Here is a 16826-nt window from a genome sequence, read left to right as displayed (position 1 = left end):
GGCGACATCCGCATGAGCTCGACGGCGAGAGTGTTTTCCGCGTGCGCGGCGCTCGTGCTCCTCGGTGGCCTGTCTCTCGACGCGCAGCCGCCGGCGACGGCCGGCGGTCAGGACTGGGCGCGCGGCGGCGTGTGCTACGAGATATTCGTCCGGTCTTTCTACGACAGCGATGGCGACGGAGTAGGCGACCTCCGCGGGCTCACGCAAAAGCTCGATTACGTCAACGACGGCGACCCCGCAGTGCACCGGGACCTCGGAGCCAGTTGCATCTGGCTCATGCCGGTGGCGCAGTCGCCCAGCTACCACGGCTACGACGTCACCAACTATTACGAGGTCAACAGGGAGTACGGGACGAACGCGGATTTCAGGATGCTCGTAGCCGAGGCGCACAGGCGCGGCATACGGGTGCTGGTCGATCTCGTGCTCAACCACAGCTCCGCGGAGCATCCCCACTTCAAGTCCGCGCTGCTCGATCCTTCTTCGCCGTACCGCGACTGGTACGTCTGGTCGCCCACGCTCCCCGTCCTGAAGGGATGGGACGCGCCCGTCTGGCACCGGGCGCCCGGGCGTGAGGAGTATTACTACGGCTTGTTCTGGAGCGGGATGCCCGACCTCAATCTTGGCAATCCTGAGGTGCGCGCGGAGGCGGAGAACATCGCGCGCTACTGGCTCGACGAGATGGGAGTGGACGGCTTTCGGCTCGATGCCGTAGCGCACTTTTTCGAGTCGGGAGACACTCTGCGGCACGCTCCGGCCACGCATCCCTGGCTGCGCGACTACGCCGCCGCAGTGCGGCGCATCTCGTCCGCTGCATTCACGATCGGCGAGGTGTGGGACAGCACGGGCGCGATCCTCAAGTACTATCCGGATCAGCTCGACGCGTACTTCATATTCGACGTAGCTGACGCGCTCATCGATGCCGTGCGGTCCGGATCGAAAGACCGGCTTGTCGCCGCGGTGCTGCGCGCACAGCGCGACCTGCCACCCGGACGCTGGTCGCCGTTCCTCAGAAATCACGACCAGACCCGCACGATGACCGAGCTCCGGGGCGACGCGGCCCGGGCGCGGCTGGCAGCGACGCTGCTGCTCACGCTGCCCGGTTTTCCCTTCCTTTATTACGGCGAGGAGCTGGGAATGACCGGATCGAAGCCCGACCAGCGCTTGCGTACGCCGATGCACTGGGCGATGCGGCGGGCAGCCGGCTTTACGACCGGCACGCCATGGGAGCCGCTCCAGTCCGACTCCCTCACCGCCAATGTGGAGGCGCAGGACAGCGATCGGGCGTCGCTGCTCAACCACCATCGGCGATTGATTCATCTGCGCGCGGCGCACTCCGCGCTCGGCTCCGGCGACTTCGTTCCCGTCGCTACGAATGCGGAGGGCGCGCTCGCTTACCTTCGCCGGGCGCCGGATGGCACGGCGCTCGTCGTCGCTAATCTCACCCCGAAGCGCATCGAGGGGCCGACGTTGCGGTCAGACGAGAGCGTTGTTGCGTCGGGATGCTACGTGGGGCGCCCGCTCGCGGGCGGTGACGGAACAGCGCGCTTCTGCGTACGGAAAAACGGACAGCTCCCGCATTCGCTCCGCCTTCCTCCGCTGGAGCCGTTCGGCAGCTATATACTTGACCTTTCCCAAACGGACTAATCCCGAAGTTTTCAGGAGGCTGGACATGAAGACGTTCATCGCACGGCTTACGCGGCTTGCCCCGGTCGTGCTGGCATGGTTTGCGGCCGCGTCGGCCGGAGCCCAGAGCGACAACTCCGTGACCTCGCCGGACGGGCGCAACACGGTCAGCGTAGAGATCCGCGAAGGACGCCTTCACTACAGCGTTGCTCGCGACGGGAATCCGCTGCTGCTGCCTTCGCTGCTCGGCTTCGAGCTCCGGGACGCGGCGCCGCTCCGCGACAGCCTCCGCATCACCGGTACCGCCAGAATCAGCGTGGATCACACGTGGGAACAGCCGTGGGGCGAAGTGAAGGTGGTTCGGGACCACCACAACGAGCTGCGGGTGTCGGTGCAGGAGAGCGGCGGCGCGGCTCGCAAGTTCGACGTCGTGTTCCGGGCTTTCAATGACGGCGTCGCGTTCAGATACGACCTGCCCGCCCAGCCCGGGCTGGATGAGATCGTCATAATGGAGGAGCTCACGCAGTTCGCGTTCGCGGACAATGCCCTCGCGTGGTGGATCCCGTCCGACCGGCCGCGCCTCGACCGGTCCGAGATGCTGTTCGCGTCGTCGCCGGTCAGCGTGCTGGACAGCGTGCAGACTCCGATCACTCTGGAAAGCACCGATGGAAAGACGTTCATGGCGGTGCACGAAGCGCACCTCGTGGATTACCCGCGAATGTTCCTCGCGGGGCCACGGACAGAGAGCCGGACGTTGCGGGCGGCGCTCGCGCCGTGGGCGGATGGTGTGAAGGTTCGCAGCCGCGCTCCGATGCAGAGTCCCTGGCGCACAATTCAGATTGCCGACCGCGCCGCCGATCTGGCGCCGTCGGTGCTCGGCCTGAACCTCAACCCGCCCAACGCGCTCGCCAGTACCGCCTGGATCAAGCCGATGAAATACGTCGGCATCTGGTGGGGCATGCACATCGGGACCACGAGCTGGCACTCCGGGCCCACCCACGGCGCGACGACGGAGAGAACGAAGCAATACATCGACTTCGCCGCCGCGAACGGATTGGGCGGAGTGCTCGTGGAGGGATGGAACCTCGGCTGGGACGGAGACTGGATCGCGAACCGTGACGCGTTCTCGTTCACGAAGCCGTACCCCGATTACGACTTGGCCGGGCTTGCCGCATACGCGAAACAGAAGGGCGTGCGCCTGATCGCCCACAACGAGACTTCCGGCGGACTCCAGAACTACGAGAATCAGCTGGAAGAGGCGTACTCGCTCTATCGCTCACTCGGAATCGACGCGATAAAATCGGGCTACGTCACCGACACGCTCAGCGGCGGGCACTCGCATTACTCGCAGGTAATGGTGCGCCACCACCGCAAGGTGATCGAGACGGCCGCGCGCTACGGCATCGCACTCGACGTGCACGAGCCGCTGCACGACACGGGAGAGCGCCGCACCTTCCCGAACATGATGACGCGCGAGGGCGCGCGCGGCCAGGAATACAACGCCTGGGGTGGCGACGGCGGTAACCCGCCCGAGCACGAGACGATTCTGTTCTTTACACGCATGCTCACCGGGCCGATGGATTTCACTCCCGGGATCTTCGACATCCTCATCCAGCGGCCGACGGGGACTCCGCGCAAGACGAGCGACTCGCGGCCGCGCACGACTCTCGCGAAGCAGCTCGCGCTGTACGTCGTGCTGTATTCGCCCATGCACATGGCCGCGGACCTGATCGAGAACTACGAGAACCAGCCCGCGTTTCAGTTCATCCGCGACGTCGCGGTCGATTGGGAGCAGACGCGCGTGCTCGAGGGGAAGATCGGTGACTACGTGGTGGTCGCACGGCAGCAGCGCGATTCGGACGACTGGTTCATCGGTGCCATCACCGATGAAGAAGCCCGTACGTTCGAGGCGCCTTTGTCTTTCCTCGCCTCCGGCCGGAAGTACGTGGCCGAGGTTTATGCGGACGGACCGGGCGCGCACTGGCTGACCAATCCGCTGCCCGTCGAGATTCGGCGCGTGGATGTGACCTCGGACTCCAGGCTCACCATCCAGCTCGCGCCGGGCGGCGGCCAGGCCATCCGTCTGCGCGCGGTGCGATAGCCGCCATGAGGAGAACGCGCTGACCGTGGTCGCCCGGCAGGCCAGCTGATGGCGTCCGCGCGAGAGGCCCTCGCCAGACTGCGCGAAGGGAACCGCCGGTTCGCATCGCACGAGCGCGGCTCCGACCCTTTCCTCAGCCACACGCCGCTCGCCGAGCTCGCGGCGCGGCAGAACCCCTTCGCGATCATTCTCGGCTGCTCGGACTCGCGCGTGCCCGCCGAGATCGTGTTCGATCAGGGGCTGGGTGACCTGTTCGTGATTCGCGTCGCCGGCAACATCGTGGCTCCGTCGCAGGTCGGCAGCGTGGAGTTCGCCGCCGCGCGCTTCGGCACAAGATTGGTCGTCGTGCTCGGCCACTCGCAGTGCGGCGCGATCCTGGCGACTCTAGAAGAGTTGCAGCAGCCGACGGAGAACCAGTCGCGCAACCTGCGGGCGATCGTGGACCGGGTGCGGCCGTCGGTCGAGGGACTCCTCGCGACCGATCTCGCGATGGATCCCGACGAGCTGGTGGAGAAGGCGGTGAGAGTCAACATCCAGACCTCCGTCGACCATCTGCGCCACGGGTCGCCGGTGCTCGAGCAACTCATACGGGACGAAGCACTGCTCGTCGTCGGCGCCGAGTATTCGTTGAACACGGGAGTCGTCGATTTCTTCGACGACGGGACGATCAGCTAGTCCGTCAGCCGTTCAGCACGGGTCCGGATCGTTCTTTTTCCACCTGATTCCTTCGCTCCGGAGCTGCTCGCGCGTCATCTTCAGCACCAGCGCCTCGAAATCCTCCGGAACCAGATCGGCGCAAATGTTCCGCAGCCGCTTGATCAGGCTCTTCCGGATGCAATCCTCCCGACTTTCGGGACTGCCGGGATGGAGATGGAGGGGATTGCGATCCGCGTCGGCGGGTGGAACCGGTTTTTCGGGGATGTGTATCAGTCCCGCAAGGATGCAGCCGGACCCGATTCGCGCCCGGTCACGAGCGAACGGTTTTCTTCAGCTCGAGGCGATGCTTCGACCAGAGCCCGTTGGCTTCCATCTCCTTCCGATGATAGCCGAGGATGGTTCCGCGCGTCGCGACGGAGAGCAATCCATCGATGACGAAGATCGCGTCGTACGATATCGGCGCGTCGACCAGGGTCTTCAGCTGCCGCCAGGTGGCGGTCCGCACGACGTCGTACTCGGTGAAGATCGAATGCACATCCACTCCCTGCCTGCGGCGATACTCACCGTGGCGGCAGGCGGCGGCGATCATCGCGTCCACGCGCTCCTTACGAGGCGCCGGGCTCATCGCGCAGTCGATCACCCGCGTGATCACGCCCGCGAGGTCGTTCTGCCGCTCGCCGGCCTGCAGCGCCGACCATGGCAGCGAGTCCGTGCTTCGATCCCAGTCGGACATGATCTCGTCCATCTCGGCGAGCAGCAACGGGTACAGTTTGGCGTAGTGCTCGACTTCGACGGCGCGGGCCGCTTGAATTCTGCGCGCCACGTCGACCACTAGCTCGGATGCGAGGTCTTGAGACTCTGCCAGACGCCGCTCCGGACAAGAGGGTTGGAAGGTGCGGCAGCGAACCGATCATCGGTACGTTCCCGACCATCGAATGGTAGTCGAATTGTCAGGATCGGACATAAGTTATCGAGGTTGCGGGCATTAGGCCGCGCAATCGGCCCTTAACCGACCGAGGGAACATGGTCATCACCGCGCCCGACCGTACAGAATTTGCCGATTACTACCTGCCGTACGTCGAGAAAGTCGCCGGCGACGACGTCATGCAGGTGCTCCAAGCGCAGCTCGGCGAGGTGCTTCCGATTCTCGAGGGCGTGTCGGAAGAGCGGTCGCGGAGTATTCGCTCGATACGGGGGTCGTCGATTTCTTCGACGAGCACGAGGGCGCATAGGGGGTACCGATCCTGCGAGGCGTCCTGGTGCGGGGTTGCGGGAATGATTGTAGTATCCGTACACATGAACTCGTGCGTAAGTCAACGTCCTCACGTGGGAAGGACCCGGTGACACGGGACAAGCCCGGCGAACGGGTTGTGCGCCGCCTGCTAAGCAGCCGCCAGCCTCGAGGAGCCGGGAGAGGCGACACGGCTGCGTGGGTGGCGGCAGCCGCGTGCGACGATCTGTATCGTGATCTGTCGCTCTGGGTTGGAACTGACGGGTGTCACGCGCTCTTCTCGCGCGCGCTCGCGCAATCCCGCGGGGACCGCGCGGCGTTGGAGTTGATTCGGCTCAGCGCCGGCTCCGAGCCCTACGCCGATGGCGTCGCAGAATCTCTTATTGAGCACGGCGACGCTTCCATCGCGGAGGCTCTGGAAGTGATGCTGGTCCGTCTGGTCGAGCTCCTCGAACGACTCGTCGGAGACGAGATGGCCATGAAACTGATCGAGCGGAGCATTACCGCATCCGAAGGCGGTGGTAAAACGCCCGAGGACATAGAGGAGGAAGCGTGATGAAAGGCAAGCAAGCGGAAATCCGGAGTCTTCCCAGCGGAGTGCCCGGTCTCGATATCGTGCTCGGCGGCGGGCTGCCGGAGTTCTCCTTCAATCTGATTGCTGGAGGACCCGGGTCGGGCAAGACGACGCTCGCGCACCAGATCATGTTCGCGAACGCGACGGTGGCGCGGCCGGCGCTGTATTTCACAGTGCTCGGCGAGCCGACGCTCAAGATGCTGCGGTACCAGCGGCAGTTCAGCTTCTTCGATCCCGACTTCGCCGGATCCGCCATCCAGTTCATCAACCTGAGTGCGGAGGTGATGGAACAGGATCTCGGCCAGGTCCTGCAACGGATAATCGGCGAAATCGAGCGCGTCTCGCCCGGAATCGTAGTCGTCGATTCATTCCGGACGATCGGCGGCCGGCGGGACCGCGCCGAACAGGGAACAACGTCCGAGCTCGAGAATTTCGTTCAGCGTCTCGCCCTCCACCTGACCAGCTGGGAAGTCACCTCCTTCCTGCTCGGGGAGTACTCCGAGGAAGAGCAGCGCAATCCCGTGTTCACGGTAGCCGACGGGATACTGTGGCTCACTCAGGCAACCGACCGGAACTCGGTCGTCAGAAAGCTGCAGGTCGTAAAGGTGCGCGGGCGCGCCACGATGCCCGGGCTGCACACGTTCAAAATCTCCGACGACGGTCTCCAGATATTTCCGCGAATCCCGGAGCAGACGACCAAACGGGTTCGGCAGCAAGGCGGGAGACTGTCTACGGGTGTGCCGGGGCTGGACGAGATGATCGGTGGCGGCGTCGTTTCCGGGGACGCGGTTCTGCTCACCGGGCCGGCGGGCAGCGGCAAGTCGACGGTCGCGACGCAGTTCATGGCGACGGGATTGGCGAACGGCGAGACCGGGGTAATCGCGATCTTCGAAGAATACCCGGAGGAATATCTCGCCCGGGCCGGCAAGCGAAACCCCGTTATCGCCAAGATGATCAAGGCCGGGAAGCTGGAGCTGATTTACCTGCGGCCTCTCGATCTTTCCGTCGACGAGGCGCTCGCGGCCATACTCGAGGCTGTGGAGCGACTCGGAGCCAAGCGGGTCGTCATCGACTCGCTGTCCGGCTTCGAAGTCGCTCTGGCCCCGACGTTCCGCCAGGATTTCCGCGAGTCGTTCTACCGGCTGGTCGGAACGTTGACCGCCGTCGGCGTCACGGTATTCATGACCGCCGAAGTCGTGGAGGGATTCTCCGGCGTTCGGTTCACTACCGAGAAAGTCTCGTTCATCACCGATGAGATCATAATCCAGCGCTACATAGAGATCGAAGGAGAGCTCAAGCGGGTGATGGCCGTGATCAAGATGCGCGGCAGCGAGCACAGTCACGAATTGCGGATGTACGAGGTCACCCCGAAGGGCGTGGTTGTCGGCGACGCACTCACGGAGTACGACGGCATCATCACGGGGAATCCATTTGTGCGGACCGCGCCGGTGGGTACCGTAGCGAGACCGCCGGCCAAACGCCGGGGGAGGTAGTACCGGGTGGACTCGAAGCCGCGACGGAGCGCGGCCCGGAGCAGCGCGGCCGAACCGTCGATCCGGGACGCACTGCTCCGGTACACGGAGCAGGCGCCGCTGCCTTTCGCCATTACACGCGGAGCGGACCACAGGTTCGTGTACGCGAATGCCGCGTTTTGCGGCCTGGCGCGGATCACCGGTGGTGACGTGGCCGGCATTGCGATCGCCGCTGCGTTCGGCGGGGCGGCGGGCATGGCCATCGGCGCCACGCTCGATCGGTCGTTCCGCGACGGCGTTGAGCTGACGGATGTCCGTATCCAAGGGCTGGACGAAAGCGGCCCGGGCCTGGTACTGAGTGTTTGGCCGGTGATCGGCGACGACGGGCTTCCCGATGCGCTCGGCGTCGAGCTGCGCAAGTCGACAACAGCCGACCCGGCAGCCGACCTGCAGCGTCAGGTCGCAGAGCAGATGCTTCTTGGCGCCTTGCGCGAGCGCAGTCATGCCGAAGACTCCGAGGACGCCCGGCGCCGCGCCGCGTTTCTCGCCGAAGCTGGACGGCTGCTCGCGGAATCCGTGGACCAGGCCAGCACGCTGCTTGCGCTCACCAAGCTCGCTCTTCCGGCCCTGGGCGCGTGGTGCATCGTCGATATCGTGAATGAGAGTGGCGCTCCGTCACGTCTCGGCATCTACCATTCTGATCCGGAAAAACAGAAACTCGCGCGCAAGCTTGTAGCGGCGTGGGAGCCGGACCCGCACGATCCATTCGGCGCCCCCGCGATGCTGCGCGAAGCGCGAGCCGTGCTGATCACGGAACGCGTAGAGGAAGAAATCGTCGCGGCCGCCCGTACCGCAGACAATCTCGAGACGCTCCGTCAGCTCGGCATTGGGCCCATGCTGACGGTGCCGCTGCTTGCCAGGAACAAGCTGCTCGGCGCAATCACCTTCGTCAGCTCCCAGCCGGGGTTCGTGTATGGCCCCGAAGACGTGCAGCTTGCCGAGGACCTGGCGACGCGGGGCGCTCTCGCGCTCGACACCGCACAGACGTACGACCTGGCGCTGGTGATGCAACGCAATGCGGAGACCGCGAACATGGCGAAGACGGCTTTTCTTGGCGCAATGAGCCATGAGCTGCGCACGCCGCTCAACGCGATCGGGGGCTATATCGATCTCCTCGACATGGGCCTGCGCGGGCCGGTGACGGAGCAGCAGCACGCCGATTTCGCCCGGGTGAGAAGCAACCAGCAGCACCTCGCCCTGCTGATAACCGAGATCCTCAACTTTGCGCGCATCGGAAGCGGGCGCGTCAGCTACACGCTCGATGACGTCAAAGCCTGCGAAGCAATCGAACGGGCCGTGGACATGCTCGAGCCCCTGTTCGCGAAGAAGGGCATCGTGTTCGACGGAGTCTCGGGAGATTCGGGCCTGACAGCGCGCGCGGATCCGGAGCGGGTAGCTCAGGTCCTGGTGAACCTTTTCTCCAACGCCATGAAGTTCACTCCAGCCGGGGGGCACGTCAGCGCAGATTGCGCGGCGGTGGCCGACGGCGTAACGCTGAGCGTGACCGACACCGGGATCGGCATCGCCGCTGAGAAGGTCCATGTCATCTTCGAGCCGTTCATGCAGTTGAAGGATGGGCTGTCAGACAAGGAAAGCGGCGTGGGGCTCGGCTTGGCGATAAGCCGCGACCTGGCCCGCGCGATGCACGGCGATCTCACAGTGAAGAGCACTGTTGGAGAGGGGACTCGCTTCACGCTTACGTTGCCGCGAGGGGGTCAACCGCCTGCAGATGATGCTTAGGACCGATTGAATCATATTTAGCTCGCTTCACGGGCCTTTTACTCGGCGAGGAAGCATGGTCATCACCGCGCCCGACCGTACAGAATTTGCCGATTACTACCTGCCATACGTCGAGAAAGTCACCGGCGACGACGTGATGAAGGTGCTCCAAGCGCAGCTCGGCGAGGTGCTTCCGATTCTCGAGGGCGTGTCGGAAGAGCGGTCGCTGCACCGGTTTGCTCCGGACAAGTGGAGCATCCGTCAGGTCGTGAGTCACATGAACGACACCGAGCGGCTGTTCTCTTTCCGCGCGTTCTGGTTCGCGCGCGGGCTCACGGATCCGCTCCCGAGCTTCGATCAGGACGACGCCGTCGCCGTGGCCGGCGCGGACGACCGCTCATGGAGCAGCCACCTGGAAGAGCTCGAGACGGTGCGCGCGGCGACGCTGACGCTATTCAAGAATCTTCCAGCCGAGGCGTGGATGAAGCGCGGCGTTGCCAGTGGCAATCCGTTCACCGTGCGCGCGCTCGCGTATATCTGCGCCGGACACGTCGCGCATCACGTGAAAGTGCTGCGGGAACGGTATTTGACCGACTGAGCGGGGGTACCGCTCCACTCGGTCCTCGGTCCCGCGCACACCTTTCCAGCATGGTCTCCATCCTCGACATCATCGGGCCCGTCATGGTCGGGCCGTCTTCCTCGCACACCGCGGGCGCGTGCCGGCTGGGACTGCTCGGACGCGGACTCGTGAGCGGCACTCCGGAGAAGGCCGTGCTCGAGCTGCACGGCTCCTTCGCGCGGACCGGCGAAGGACACGGTACCGACAAGGCGCTCGCCGCGGGGCTGCTGGGCTTCAGACCGGACGACGAACGCATCCGCACGGCGCTCGAGATCGCCGAGCGCGAGGGGTTGGACTACAGGTTCGAGAAGGCGGCGCTGGGGGAGGAGGCGCATCCGAACACGGTGCGGATGACGCTGGAGCACGGCGACGTTCACGCCACGCTCACGGGCGCGTCGCTCGGCGCCGGTCGTATCGTGGTGACCGAGATCGACGGCTTCCCCGTCGAGGTCACCGGGACCTTCCATACTATAGTAATGGTGGCCGAGGACATTCCCGGGTCGATCGCGCGCATCACCGGCATCCTGGCCGACCACCGGATCAACATTGCGACGCTGCGTCTGACGCGGAAGCAGCGCGGGGGCGACGCGTTCATCGTGATCGAGTGTGACGAGCAGCCGGGCGAGGGAGTGCGCGACGAGCTTCGCGCGCTGAGCTGGGTGCGGTGGGCGAGGCGGCTGGACAAGGTGTCGGGGCAGTGAAGACATCCCTGCGTGCTGCGTGCTGCGTGCTGCGTCCTGCGCCCTAACGGCAAACTCGCGCCAACAGCCAATAGCCAACAGCCAATAGCGCTGTTTCCGGATGTATAAATCGCTCGCGGAAGCCATTCGGGACGCTGAGGCCAGCGGGCGTACGCTGTCGCAGACGGCGCTCGAGATGGAGTCGGCAGATCAGGGGCGGACGACGGAGGACATCCGGAGCGTGCTCGCGCGCGCGCTTGGGGTCATGCGCGGAGCGGTGGAGCAGGGGATGGTCGGTGATCTGTATTCCGCGTCGGGGCTGGTGGGCGGAGATGCAGCCAAGCTGCGCACGGGACCGCCGGGCCCGCTGGCGGGCACGCCGTTCCGCGACGTGCTCGCGCGCGCGCTGGCGGTGCAGGAAGTCAACGCGGCGATGGGCGTCATCGTCGCCGCGCCGACGGCGGGCGGGGCGGGCGTGCTGCCGGCGGTGCTCACGGGGCTCGCGGCGAGCAAGGGTTTCGGCGACGACAAGCTGGTCGACGCGCTCGCGGCGGCGGGTCTGATCGGTGCTGTCATCGCCGAGCGCGCGTCGTTATCCGGGGCGGAGGGCGGATGTCAGGCGGAGACCGGTGCGGGGGCCGCGATGGCCGCCGGCTCCGCCACCGAGATGCTCGGCGGCACGCCGTCGCAGGCGGGGCACGCTATCGCGCTGACGCTGCAGGGGATGCTCGGCCTCGTGTGCGATCCGCTGGGCGGGCTGGTGGAGCTGCCGTGCGTCTTTCGGAACGCGACGGGCTCCGCGATCGCGCTGGCCGGTATTGAAATGGCGCTCGCCGGGGTTACTTTCGCCATCCCCGTCGATGAAGTGATCGATGTCATGGGGGAGATAGGGCGGGAGATGGACGTGCGGTACAGGGAAACTGCGGGTGGCGGCTTGGCAGCTACGCCGACTGGCCGCCGTTTGGCCCGAGAGCGGTTGTACCAGATAAAAAGGGGCGGATGAACTGCCCTGCGTCCTGCGTGCTGCGTCCTAGCAGAGATTTGTGAGCGATTAGAGGGAGAGCCTTCCCACTGGCGACCAATAACTGCCGTTGTATTGTCAGGGGGCTCCGGCAATACCGCGCCTGGCACCGCAGCCGGCTAGGACGCAGGACGCAAAACGCAGGACGCAGCCCGATCCGGCGCTGCAAGTGAAACTGAACTAAGTTCTTACCCGTAGCGCATATAACTCCGAGAGTCTCATGGGAATCTTCGACCGAATAGTCCAACTCTGGCGCGCGACGATCAACGACTTCATCTCCCAGGCCGAAGAGCCCGAGAAGATGCTGGCGCAGATCATTTCGGACATGCGCACGCAGCTGGTTCGCGCCAAGCAGCAGGTCGCCGCCGCCATCGCCGACGAGAAGCGGCTGGAGGATCAGGCGCGGCTCGAGTTGAAGCAGGCCGAGGACTGGGAGCGAAGAGCGATGCTCGCGGTGCAGGAGAACCGCGACGACCTCGCCAAGCAGGCGCTGGTGCGGCGCGCCGAGCACGTGTCGCGCGGGCAGCAGATGCAGATCACGTGGGAGGCGCACAAGCAGGAGACGGAGCGCCTCAAGAACTCGCTGCGCGAGCTGAACGACAACATCGAGGAAGCAAACCGCAAGAAGAATCTCCTGCTCGCCAAGCAGCGGCGTGCGCAGGCGACCAAGCGCATCGCCGACACGATGTCGCGCATCTCCGAGAAATCCGCCTTCGAGGCATTCGCCAGAATGGAAGAGAAGATCGACCAGAACGAGCGCAAGGTTCGCGCGTCGGTGGAGATCGACGAGGAGTTCTCCGGCGACCAGCTCGCGAAGGAGTTCAAGCGCCTCGAGAGCGGCGCGACCTCCGAGACGGCCGATCTGCAGCTGATGGAGCTCAAGAGCAGGATGGGGCTACTCGCCGGGCCCGCGCCCGCGGGATCCAAGCAGCTCGGGACCGGGCAGGCTGAGGGAGCATTGACCGAAGTGCCGCAGGAGGAGAAGAAGGCGCCTTGATGACCGCTCCCACCGCGGCTGCCTCACCGCAGCCAAAGGGGCGGGTAGCACCGGTACTGACCGCGGTCGTTCTCACAGTCCTGCTGTTGTGGCTGCTGGGAGTGGCCGCAGACGTGTTTCTGCTCCTGTTCATCGCGGTGATCTTCTCGCTGTATCTCGGCGCTGTCACCGATTTCCTGGTCACGCGCACGCGTTTCCCGCGCAGCCTCGCTTTCGCCGTGGCGCTGATCACGACGGTGCTGGCGATCATCGGCCTGTTCTGGCTGCTGGTTCCGCCCGTGGCCGAGCAGACCCGGCAGCTGATCCAGGTCCTGCCGACGTACATAGACACGTGGGAAGGCGGGATAGACCGGTTCATGGCGCGGTTTCCCGCGGCGCAGGAATTCTGGACGCCGGGCGAGCACCGCGCGACGCAGGCCGTATACGGGCAGGTGTCGGGCTGGCTTGGCGATCTCGCGCCCAAGGTCTTCTCGCTCGTCCACGTCTTCATCAGCATCTTCTCCGTGGCGGTGATGGCGATCTACCTGACGCTGTATCCGGGGATCTACCGCGAGTGGCTGATCGCGCTGTTTCCCCCGATCCACCGCGACCTGATCCGCGACGTGCTGCGCGATCTCGCCGACACGTTGCGCGCGTACATCACCGGGCAGCTGTTCGCCATGTTCGTGCTCGGCGTGATGACCGCGTTCGGACTGTGGCTGCTCGGAGTGCCGTACTGGCTGACGTTCGGTGTGTTCACGTCGGCGGTCGCGATCATTCCGTTCTTCGGCACGCTGGTGTCCACGGCGCTGCCGGCGCTGTTCGTGCTCGGAGGCCCGGGGGGCGTGACCAAGGCGTTGTGGGTCGTCCTGCTCGGCGTGGGCATCCACCTGTTCGAGTCGAACATCGTGCAACCGCTGGTGATGGCGCGGAAGGTGGAGCTGCCGCCGGTGCTGACGATCATGTCGGTGCTGGTCGTCGCGAAGCTGCTTGGCCCCGTTGGGCTGGTGGTCGCAGTGCCGATACTCGCGACCGTGATGGTCGTGGTGCGCCGGATCCTGATCAACCGCATCTACGAGGGCAAGGGATTCCGCCGCGCCACGCGCGACGTCGCGATAGTGCTGCGCGTGCCCGCGCCCGAGGGCGGTGTGCTCGTCCCCGCCGGCCCGCCGATCGACGTCATCGCTCTGCGCGCGAAGTCGTCGATCCTGACTGTCCCGCCCGTTCTTCTCGAGCGGCACGCGTACCAGGTTCCCCGCGCCGACTCGGACTGAGGGTCGCCTTCAGCGCGCGAAGGGGATCCCTGCCGCTCTTTCCTCGCGCACAAATGGCAGCCAACGCACGACCCGCGTTGACCGAAGACCAATCGTCCGCGTAGGTTCACGATCTATGGCGCAGCTGCGGCTTCATAACACGATGAGCAGGGCGGTCGAGGAGTTCGCGCCCGCGGACGGGCGCACCGCGCGGCTGTACACGTGCGGCCCGACCGTGTACAACCCAGCGCACCTCGGGAATTTCCGCACGTTCCTGTTCGAGGATCTGCTGCGCCGCGTGCTGCGACTGGCCGGCTACGACGTGCTCCAGGTGATGAACCTCACCGACGTGGACGACAAGATCATCAAGCGCGCCGCGGAGCGCGGCGTGACGATCGGCGAGATCACCGAGCCCGTCGTGGAGACTTTTCACGCTGACCGGCGGTTCCTGCGGATCCAGGACGCGGAGCAGTACCCGAAGGCGACCGAGCACATCCCCGAGATGATCGCTCTGGTTCAATCGCTCGTGGAGCGCGGTCTGGCGTACCAGGCGGAAGACGGGTCGGTGTACTTCGCGATCGGAAAGTTCGACGGCTACGGCCGGCTGTCGCGGCTCGACACGCGCGAGATCCGCGCGGGCGCGCGCGTGGCGCACGACGACTACACGAAGGAGAACGCGCAGGACTTCGCGCTCTGGAAGGCCGCGAAGCCGGAGGACGAAGCGGCGGCCGCGGCGTGGGATTCTCCGTGGGGGAGAGGGCGTCCCGGCTGGCACCTCGAGTGCTCCGCGATGGCAATGAAGTACCTCGGTGCGACGATGGACATTCACTGCGGCGGAGTGGATCTCGTCTTTCCGCACCACGAGGACGAGATCGCGCAGTCGGAGGGTGCCACCGGCGCGCAGTTCGCGCGCTTCTGGTGCCACGGCGAGTTCCTGCTCACCGACGGGTCGAAGATGGCGAAGCGCATCGGCAACGTCGCGACCGTCGCCGACCTGCGCGGGCAGGGCGTGTCGGCCGCCGCGTTCCGTCACTTCGTTTTCTCGACGCACTATCGCAAGCAGCTCAACCTTTCCGGCGACGCGCTCGAGGCGTCGATCGAAGGGGTGCGCCGCGTGCGCGATTTCGTCGAGCGGCTCGAGGCCGCGAGCGGCGGCACGCCCGAGCTGGCGGGCGCGGCGGCGGACCTCGTGCGCGACGCCGAAGCCGCCTTGTTCGACGATCTTAACGCGCCGGCCGCGGTCGGCGTGCTGTTCACGTTCATCCGGCGGGCGAACGCCGAGCTCGACCGGCGGGGGGACGACGCGGACGCTCTGCGCGCCGCGCGGGAAGCGTTCGCGCGGGTGAATGGCGTGCTCGACATCGTGCCGGACGCGCCGCGGGCGGACGACGAGCTGGCCGCCTGGGTCGACGAGCGTTTGGCCGCGCGCAAGGACGCGAGGGCCCGGCGCGACTTCGCCAGCGCGGACGCGATTCGCGCGGAGATCGAGGCGCGCGGGGTAGCGATCGAGGACGGCCCCTGGGGCACGCGCTGGAAGCTCGCGCGGTGAGTAAAGGGTTCTCCGGTTGCATCGTGGCCCGAATCCATTAAATGTTGCAGGTATGAGACGCGACATCCTGCTCCTCCTCGGCGCCGTTGTCTTCGCGTCAGCCGCGGGCTACACGTACCTGCACAACGACAACCTCCAGCTCAGCGCGGGAGTGATCTTCATCGGGACGTTCCTGCTGTCGTGGGCCGCCCCGAAGAGATTCCTGGTATTCGCGCTCATGATCGGGAGCTCGGTCCTGCTCGCCAACATCTACGCCAGCGTGAACCAGCTTGCCGTGCCGGCGCCGCCGGGCGGGATCGCGGAGGCGTTCCTCACGTACATCCCGGCCGTGGTGGCCGGAATCGGCGGGATGATCATCGGCGGCGGGGTGTCCAACCTCCCCGACAAGCTCGGGAGGCCTGCGGACGCGGCCCGGGCGGCCAGCCTGGAGGCGACCGCCGACCTGAGCAGCGGGGCGGAGCCGTATGACGCGACCCGCCAGCCGGCCGCTGGGAAGACGGCCGCCCAGCCCCCGTCCGGACCCCTTTCCGGACTCGAAAACACCGCTGGTCAGGAGCCTCGGCCGTTTGCTTGACTAGGGGGCGTAAATCCCTTATTCTTCAAGGCTTGCGCAGAATCGCTGTATGCTGACGTAGCTCAATTGGCAGAGCAGCTGATTTGTAATCAGCAGGTTGCGAGTTCGATTCTCGCCGTCAGCTCTTCGGGGCGACGGCGATTGTTTGCTGGGGTAGGGTTGGTGCTAGGCGCCGTGCCGACAGCGATTGGCGCAATGGTTCTCTGCTCCGCGAATGCGTAACGGGGACGGGTTGCGGGATGCGGTGGGGTACCTAAGTGGCCAACGGGAGCAGACTGTAAATCTGCCGGCGCAAGCCTTCGAAGGTTCGAATCCTTCCCCCACCATTTGGTGAAGCGCTGTTGGCTGTTGGCTCTTGGCTTTTTGTAACTGCTTTTGAACGGAGCTGTGAACTGTAATCCGCGGGAGTAGCTCAGTTGGTAGAGCGCTAGCCTTCCAAGCTTGATGTCGCGGGTTCGAGTCCCGTCTCCCGCTCTTGAACTGGCTGTTGGCTTTTGGCTCTTGGCTGTTGGTACGACGATGGAGATGGCTGCATCACTCGCTCGCGTAGCTCAGTCGGTAGAGCACACCCTTGGTAAGGGTGAGGTCATCGGTTCAATCCCGATCGCGAGCTTTGAAAGAAAGCTGTTGACTGTTGGCTCTTGGCTCTTGGCTCTTGGCTCTTGGCTAACAGCGCGGCAGTTCCGTCAGTTCCTATTGTTCCGTTGTAGCTAAGAG

14 protein-coding genes and 4 tRNA genes are annotated in these 16826 nt (G+C 65.4%); 17 read left to right on the top strand and 1 reads right to left on the bottom strand.

Annotated elements, in window-relative coordinates:
- Positions 1-12: 12 nt before the first annotated feature.
- From WEA80_05530 to WEA80_05520, 3 genes are read left to right on the top strand one after another with little or no spacing between them, the layout of a single operon-like run.
- Positions 13-1644: an alpha-amylase family glycosyl hydrolase gene (locus WEA80_05530; GenBank protein ID MEX1186028.1), complete on the top strand. Its 1632-nt coding sequence runs from the start codon at positions 13-15 to the stop codon at positions 1642-1644.
- A gap of 25 nt (positions 1645-1669) precedes the next feature.
- Positions 1670-3724: a glycoside hydrolase family 97 protein gene (locus WEA80_05525; GenBank protein ID MEX1186027.1), complete on the top strand. Its 2055-nt coding sequence runs from the start codon at positions 1670-1672 to the stop codon at positions 3722-3724.
- Positions 3725-3772: 48 nt separating this feature from the next.
- Positions 3773-4399, top strand: a complete 627-nt coding sequence (locus WEA80_05520; GenBank protein ID MEX1186026.1) for a carbonic anhydrase — start codon at positions 3773-3775, stop codon at positions 4397-4399.
- A 292-nt stretch (positions 4400-4691) separates the two neighbouring features.
- On the opposite strand, the gene WEA80_05515 is transcribed toward WEA80_05520, so the two are convergent.
- Positions 4692-5204 carry a hypothetical protein gene (locus WEA80_05515; protein MEX1186025.1) on the bottom strand — a complete coding sequence of 171 codons (513 nt, stop codon included), beginning with the start codon at positions 5202-5204 and terminating at the stop codon, positions 4692-4694.
- Between the two features lie 610 nt (positions 5205-5814).
- Here WEA80_05515 and WEA80_05510 point away from each other — a divergent pair.
- The 14 genes from WEA80_05510 to WEA80_05445 all read left to right on the top strand — a co-directional run bounded on the left by WEA80_05510 (position 5815) and on the right by WEA80_05445 (position 16722).
- A complete protein-coding gene (locus tag WEA80_05510; protein ID MEX1186024.1) occupies positions 5815-6168 on the top strand; it encodes a hypothetical protein in 354 nt (117 codons plus the stop codon).
- Positions 6168-7679: an ATPase domain-containing protein gene (locus tag WEA80_05505; GenBank protein ID MEX1186023.1), complete on the top strand. Its 1512-nt coding sequence runs from the start codon at positions 6168-6170 to the stop codon at positions 7677-7679. The genes WEA80_05510 and WEA80_05505 overlap by 1 nt, the downstream gene beginning before the upstream one ends.
- A gap of 138 nt (positions 7680-7817) precedes the next feature.
- Positions 7818-9458, top strand: a complete 1641-nt coding sequence (locus WEA80_05500) for a GAF domain-containing sensor histidine kinase (protein MEX1186022.1) — start codon at positions 7818-7820, stop codon at positions 9456-9458.
- Positions 9459-9513: 55 nt separating this feature from the next.
- The gene (locus WEA80_05495) at positions 9514-10035 is read left to right on the top strand and encodes a DinB family protein (protein MEX1186021.1); all 522 of its coding nucleotides are present in this window, start codon (positions 9514-9516) and stop codon (positions 10033-10035) included.
- 50 nt (positions 10036-10085) lie between these two features.
- Positions 10086-10757, top strand: coding sequence for an L-serine ammonia-lyase, iron-sulfur-dependent subunit beta (gene sdaAB, locus WEA80_05490; protein MEX1186020.1), 672 nt, complete (start codon positions 10086-10088; stop codon positions 10755-10757).
- A 100-nt stretch (positions 10758-10857) separates the two neighbouring features.
- Entirely contained in the window at positions 10858-11739 is an 882-nt protein-coding gene (gene sdaAA / locus WEA80_05485) for an L-serine ammonia-lyase, iron-sulfur-dependent, subunit alpha (protein ID MEX1186019.1), read from the top strand.
- A gap of 238 nt (positions 11740-11977) precedes the next feature.
- A complete protein-coding gene (locus WEA80_05480) occupies positions 11978-12754 on the top strand; it encodes a PspA/IM30 family protein (protein ID MEX1186018.1) in 777 nt (258 codons plus the stop codon).
- Positions 12754-14007 (top strand): AI-2E family transporter, encoded by a 1254-nt coding sequence (locus WEA80_05475; GenBank protein MEX1186017.1) that lies wholly within the window; start codon positions 12754-12756, stop codon positions 14005-14007. Before WEA80_05480 ends, WEA80_05475 begins: the two co-directional genes overlap by 1 nt.
- 115 nt (positions 14008-14122) lie before the next feature.
- On the top strand, positions 14123-15535 hold the full coding sequence (gene cysS, locus WEA80_05470) for a cysteine--tRNA ligase (protein ID MEX1186016.1): 1413 nt from the start codon (positions 14123-14125) through the stop codon (positions 15533-15535).
- Positions 15536-15587: 52 nt separating this feature from the next.
- Positions 15588-16109: a hypothetical protein gene (locus WEA80_05465; GenBank protein ID MEX1186015.1), complete on the top strand. Its 522-nt coding sequence runs from the start codon at positions 15588-15590 to the stop codon at positions 16107-16109.
- A 51-nt stretch (positions 16110-16160) separates the two neighbouring features.
- Positions 16161-16233: transfer RNA gene (locus WEA80_05460), tRNA-Thr, on the top strand.
- Positions 16234-16352: 119 nt separating this feature from the next.
- A tRNA-Tyr gene (locus WEA80_05455) sits at positions 16353-16435 on the top strand.
- Positions 16436-16510: 75 nt separating this feature from the next.
- A tRNA-Gly gene (locus WEA80_05450) sits at positions 16511-16583 on the top strand.
- 66 nt (positions 16584-16649) lie between these two features.
- A tRNA-Thr gene (locus tag WEA80_05445) sits at positions 16650-16722 on the top strand.
- Positions 16723-16826 lie beyond the last annotated feature (104 nt).

The organism is Gemmatimonadaceae bacterium (assembly GCA_040882285.1).
In the GTDB taxonomy this organism is placed as follows: Bacteria; Gemmatimonadota; Gemmatimonadetes; order Gemmatimonadales; family Gemmatimonadaceae; genus JACDCY01.
The sequence above is the reverse complement of the archived record's forward strand: the minus strand, read 5'-3'. Positions and strand labels throughout refer to the sequence as shown.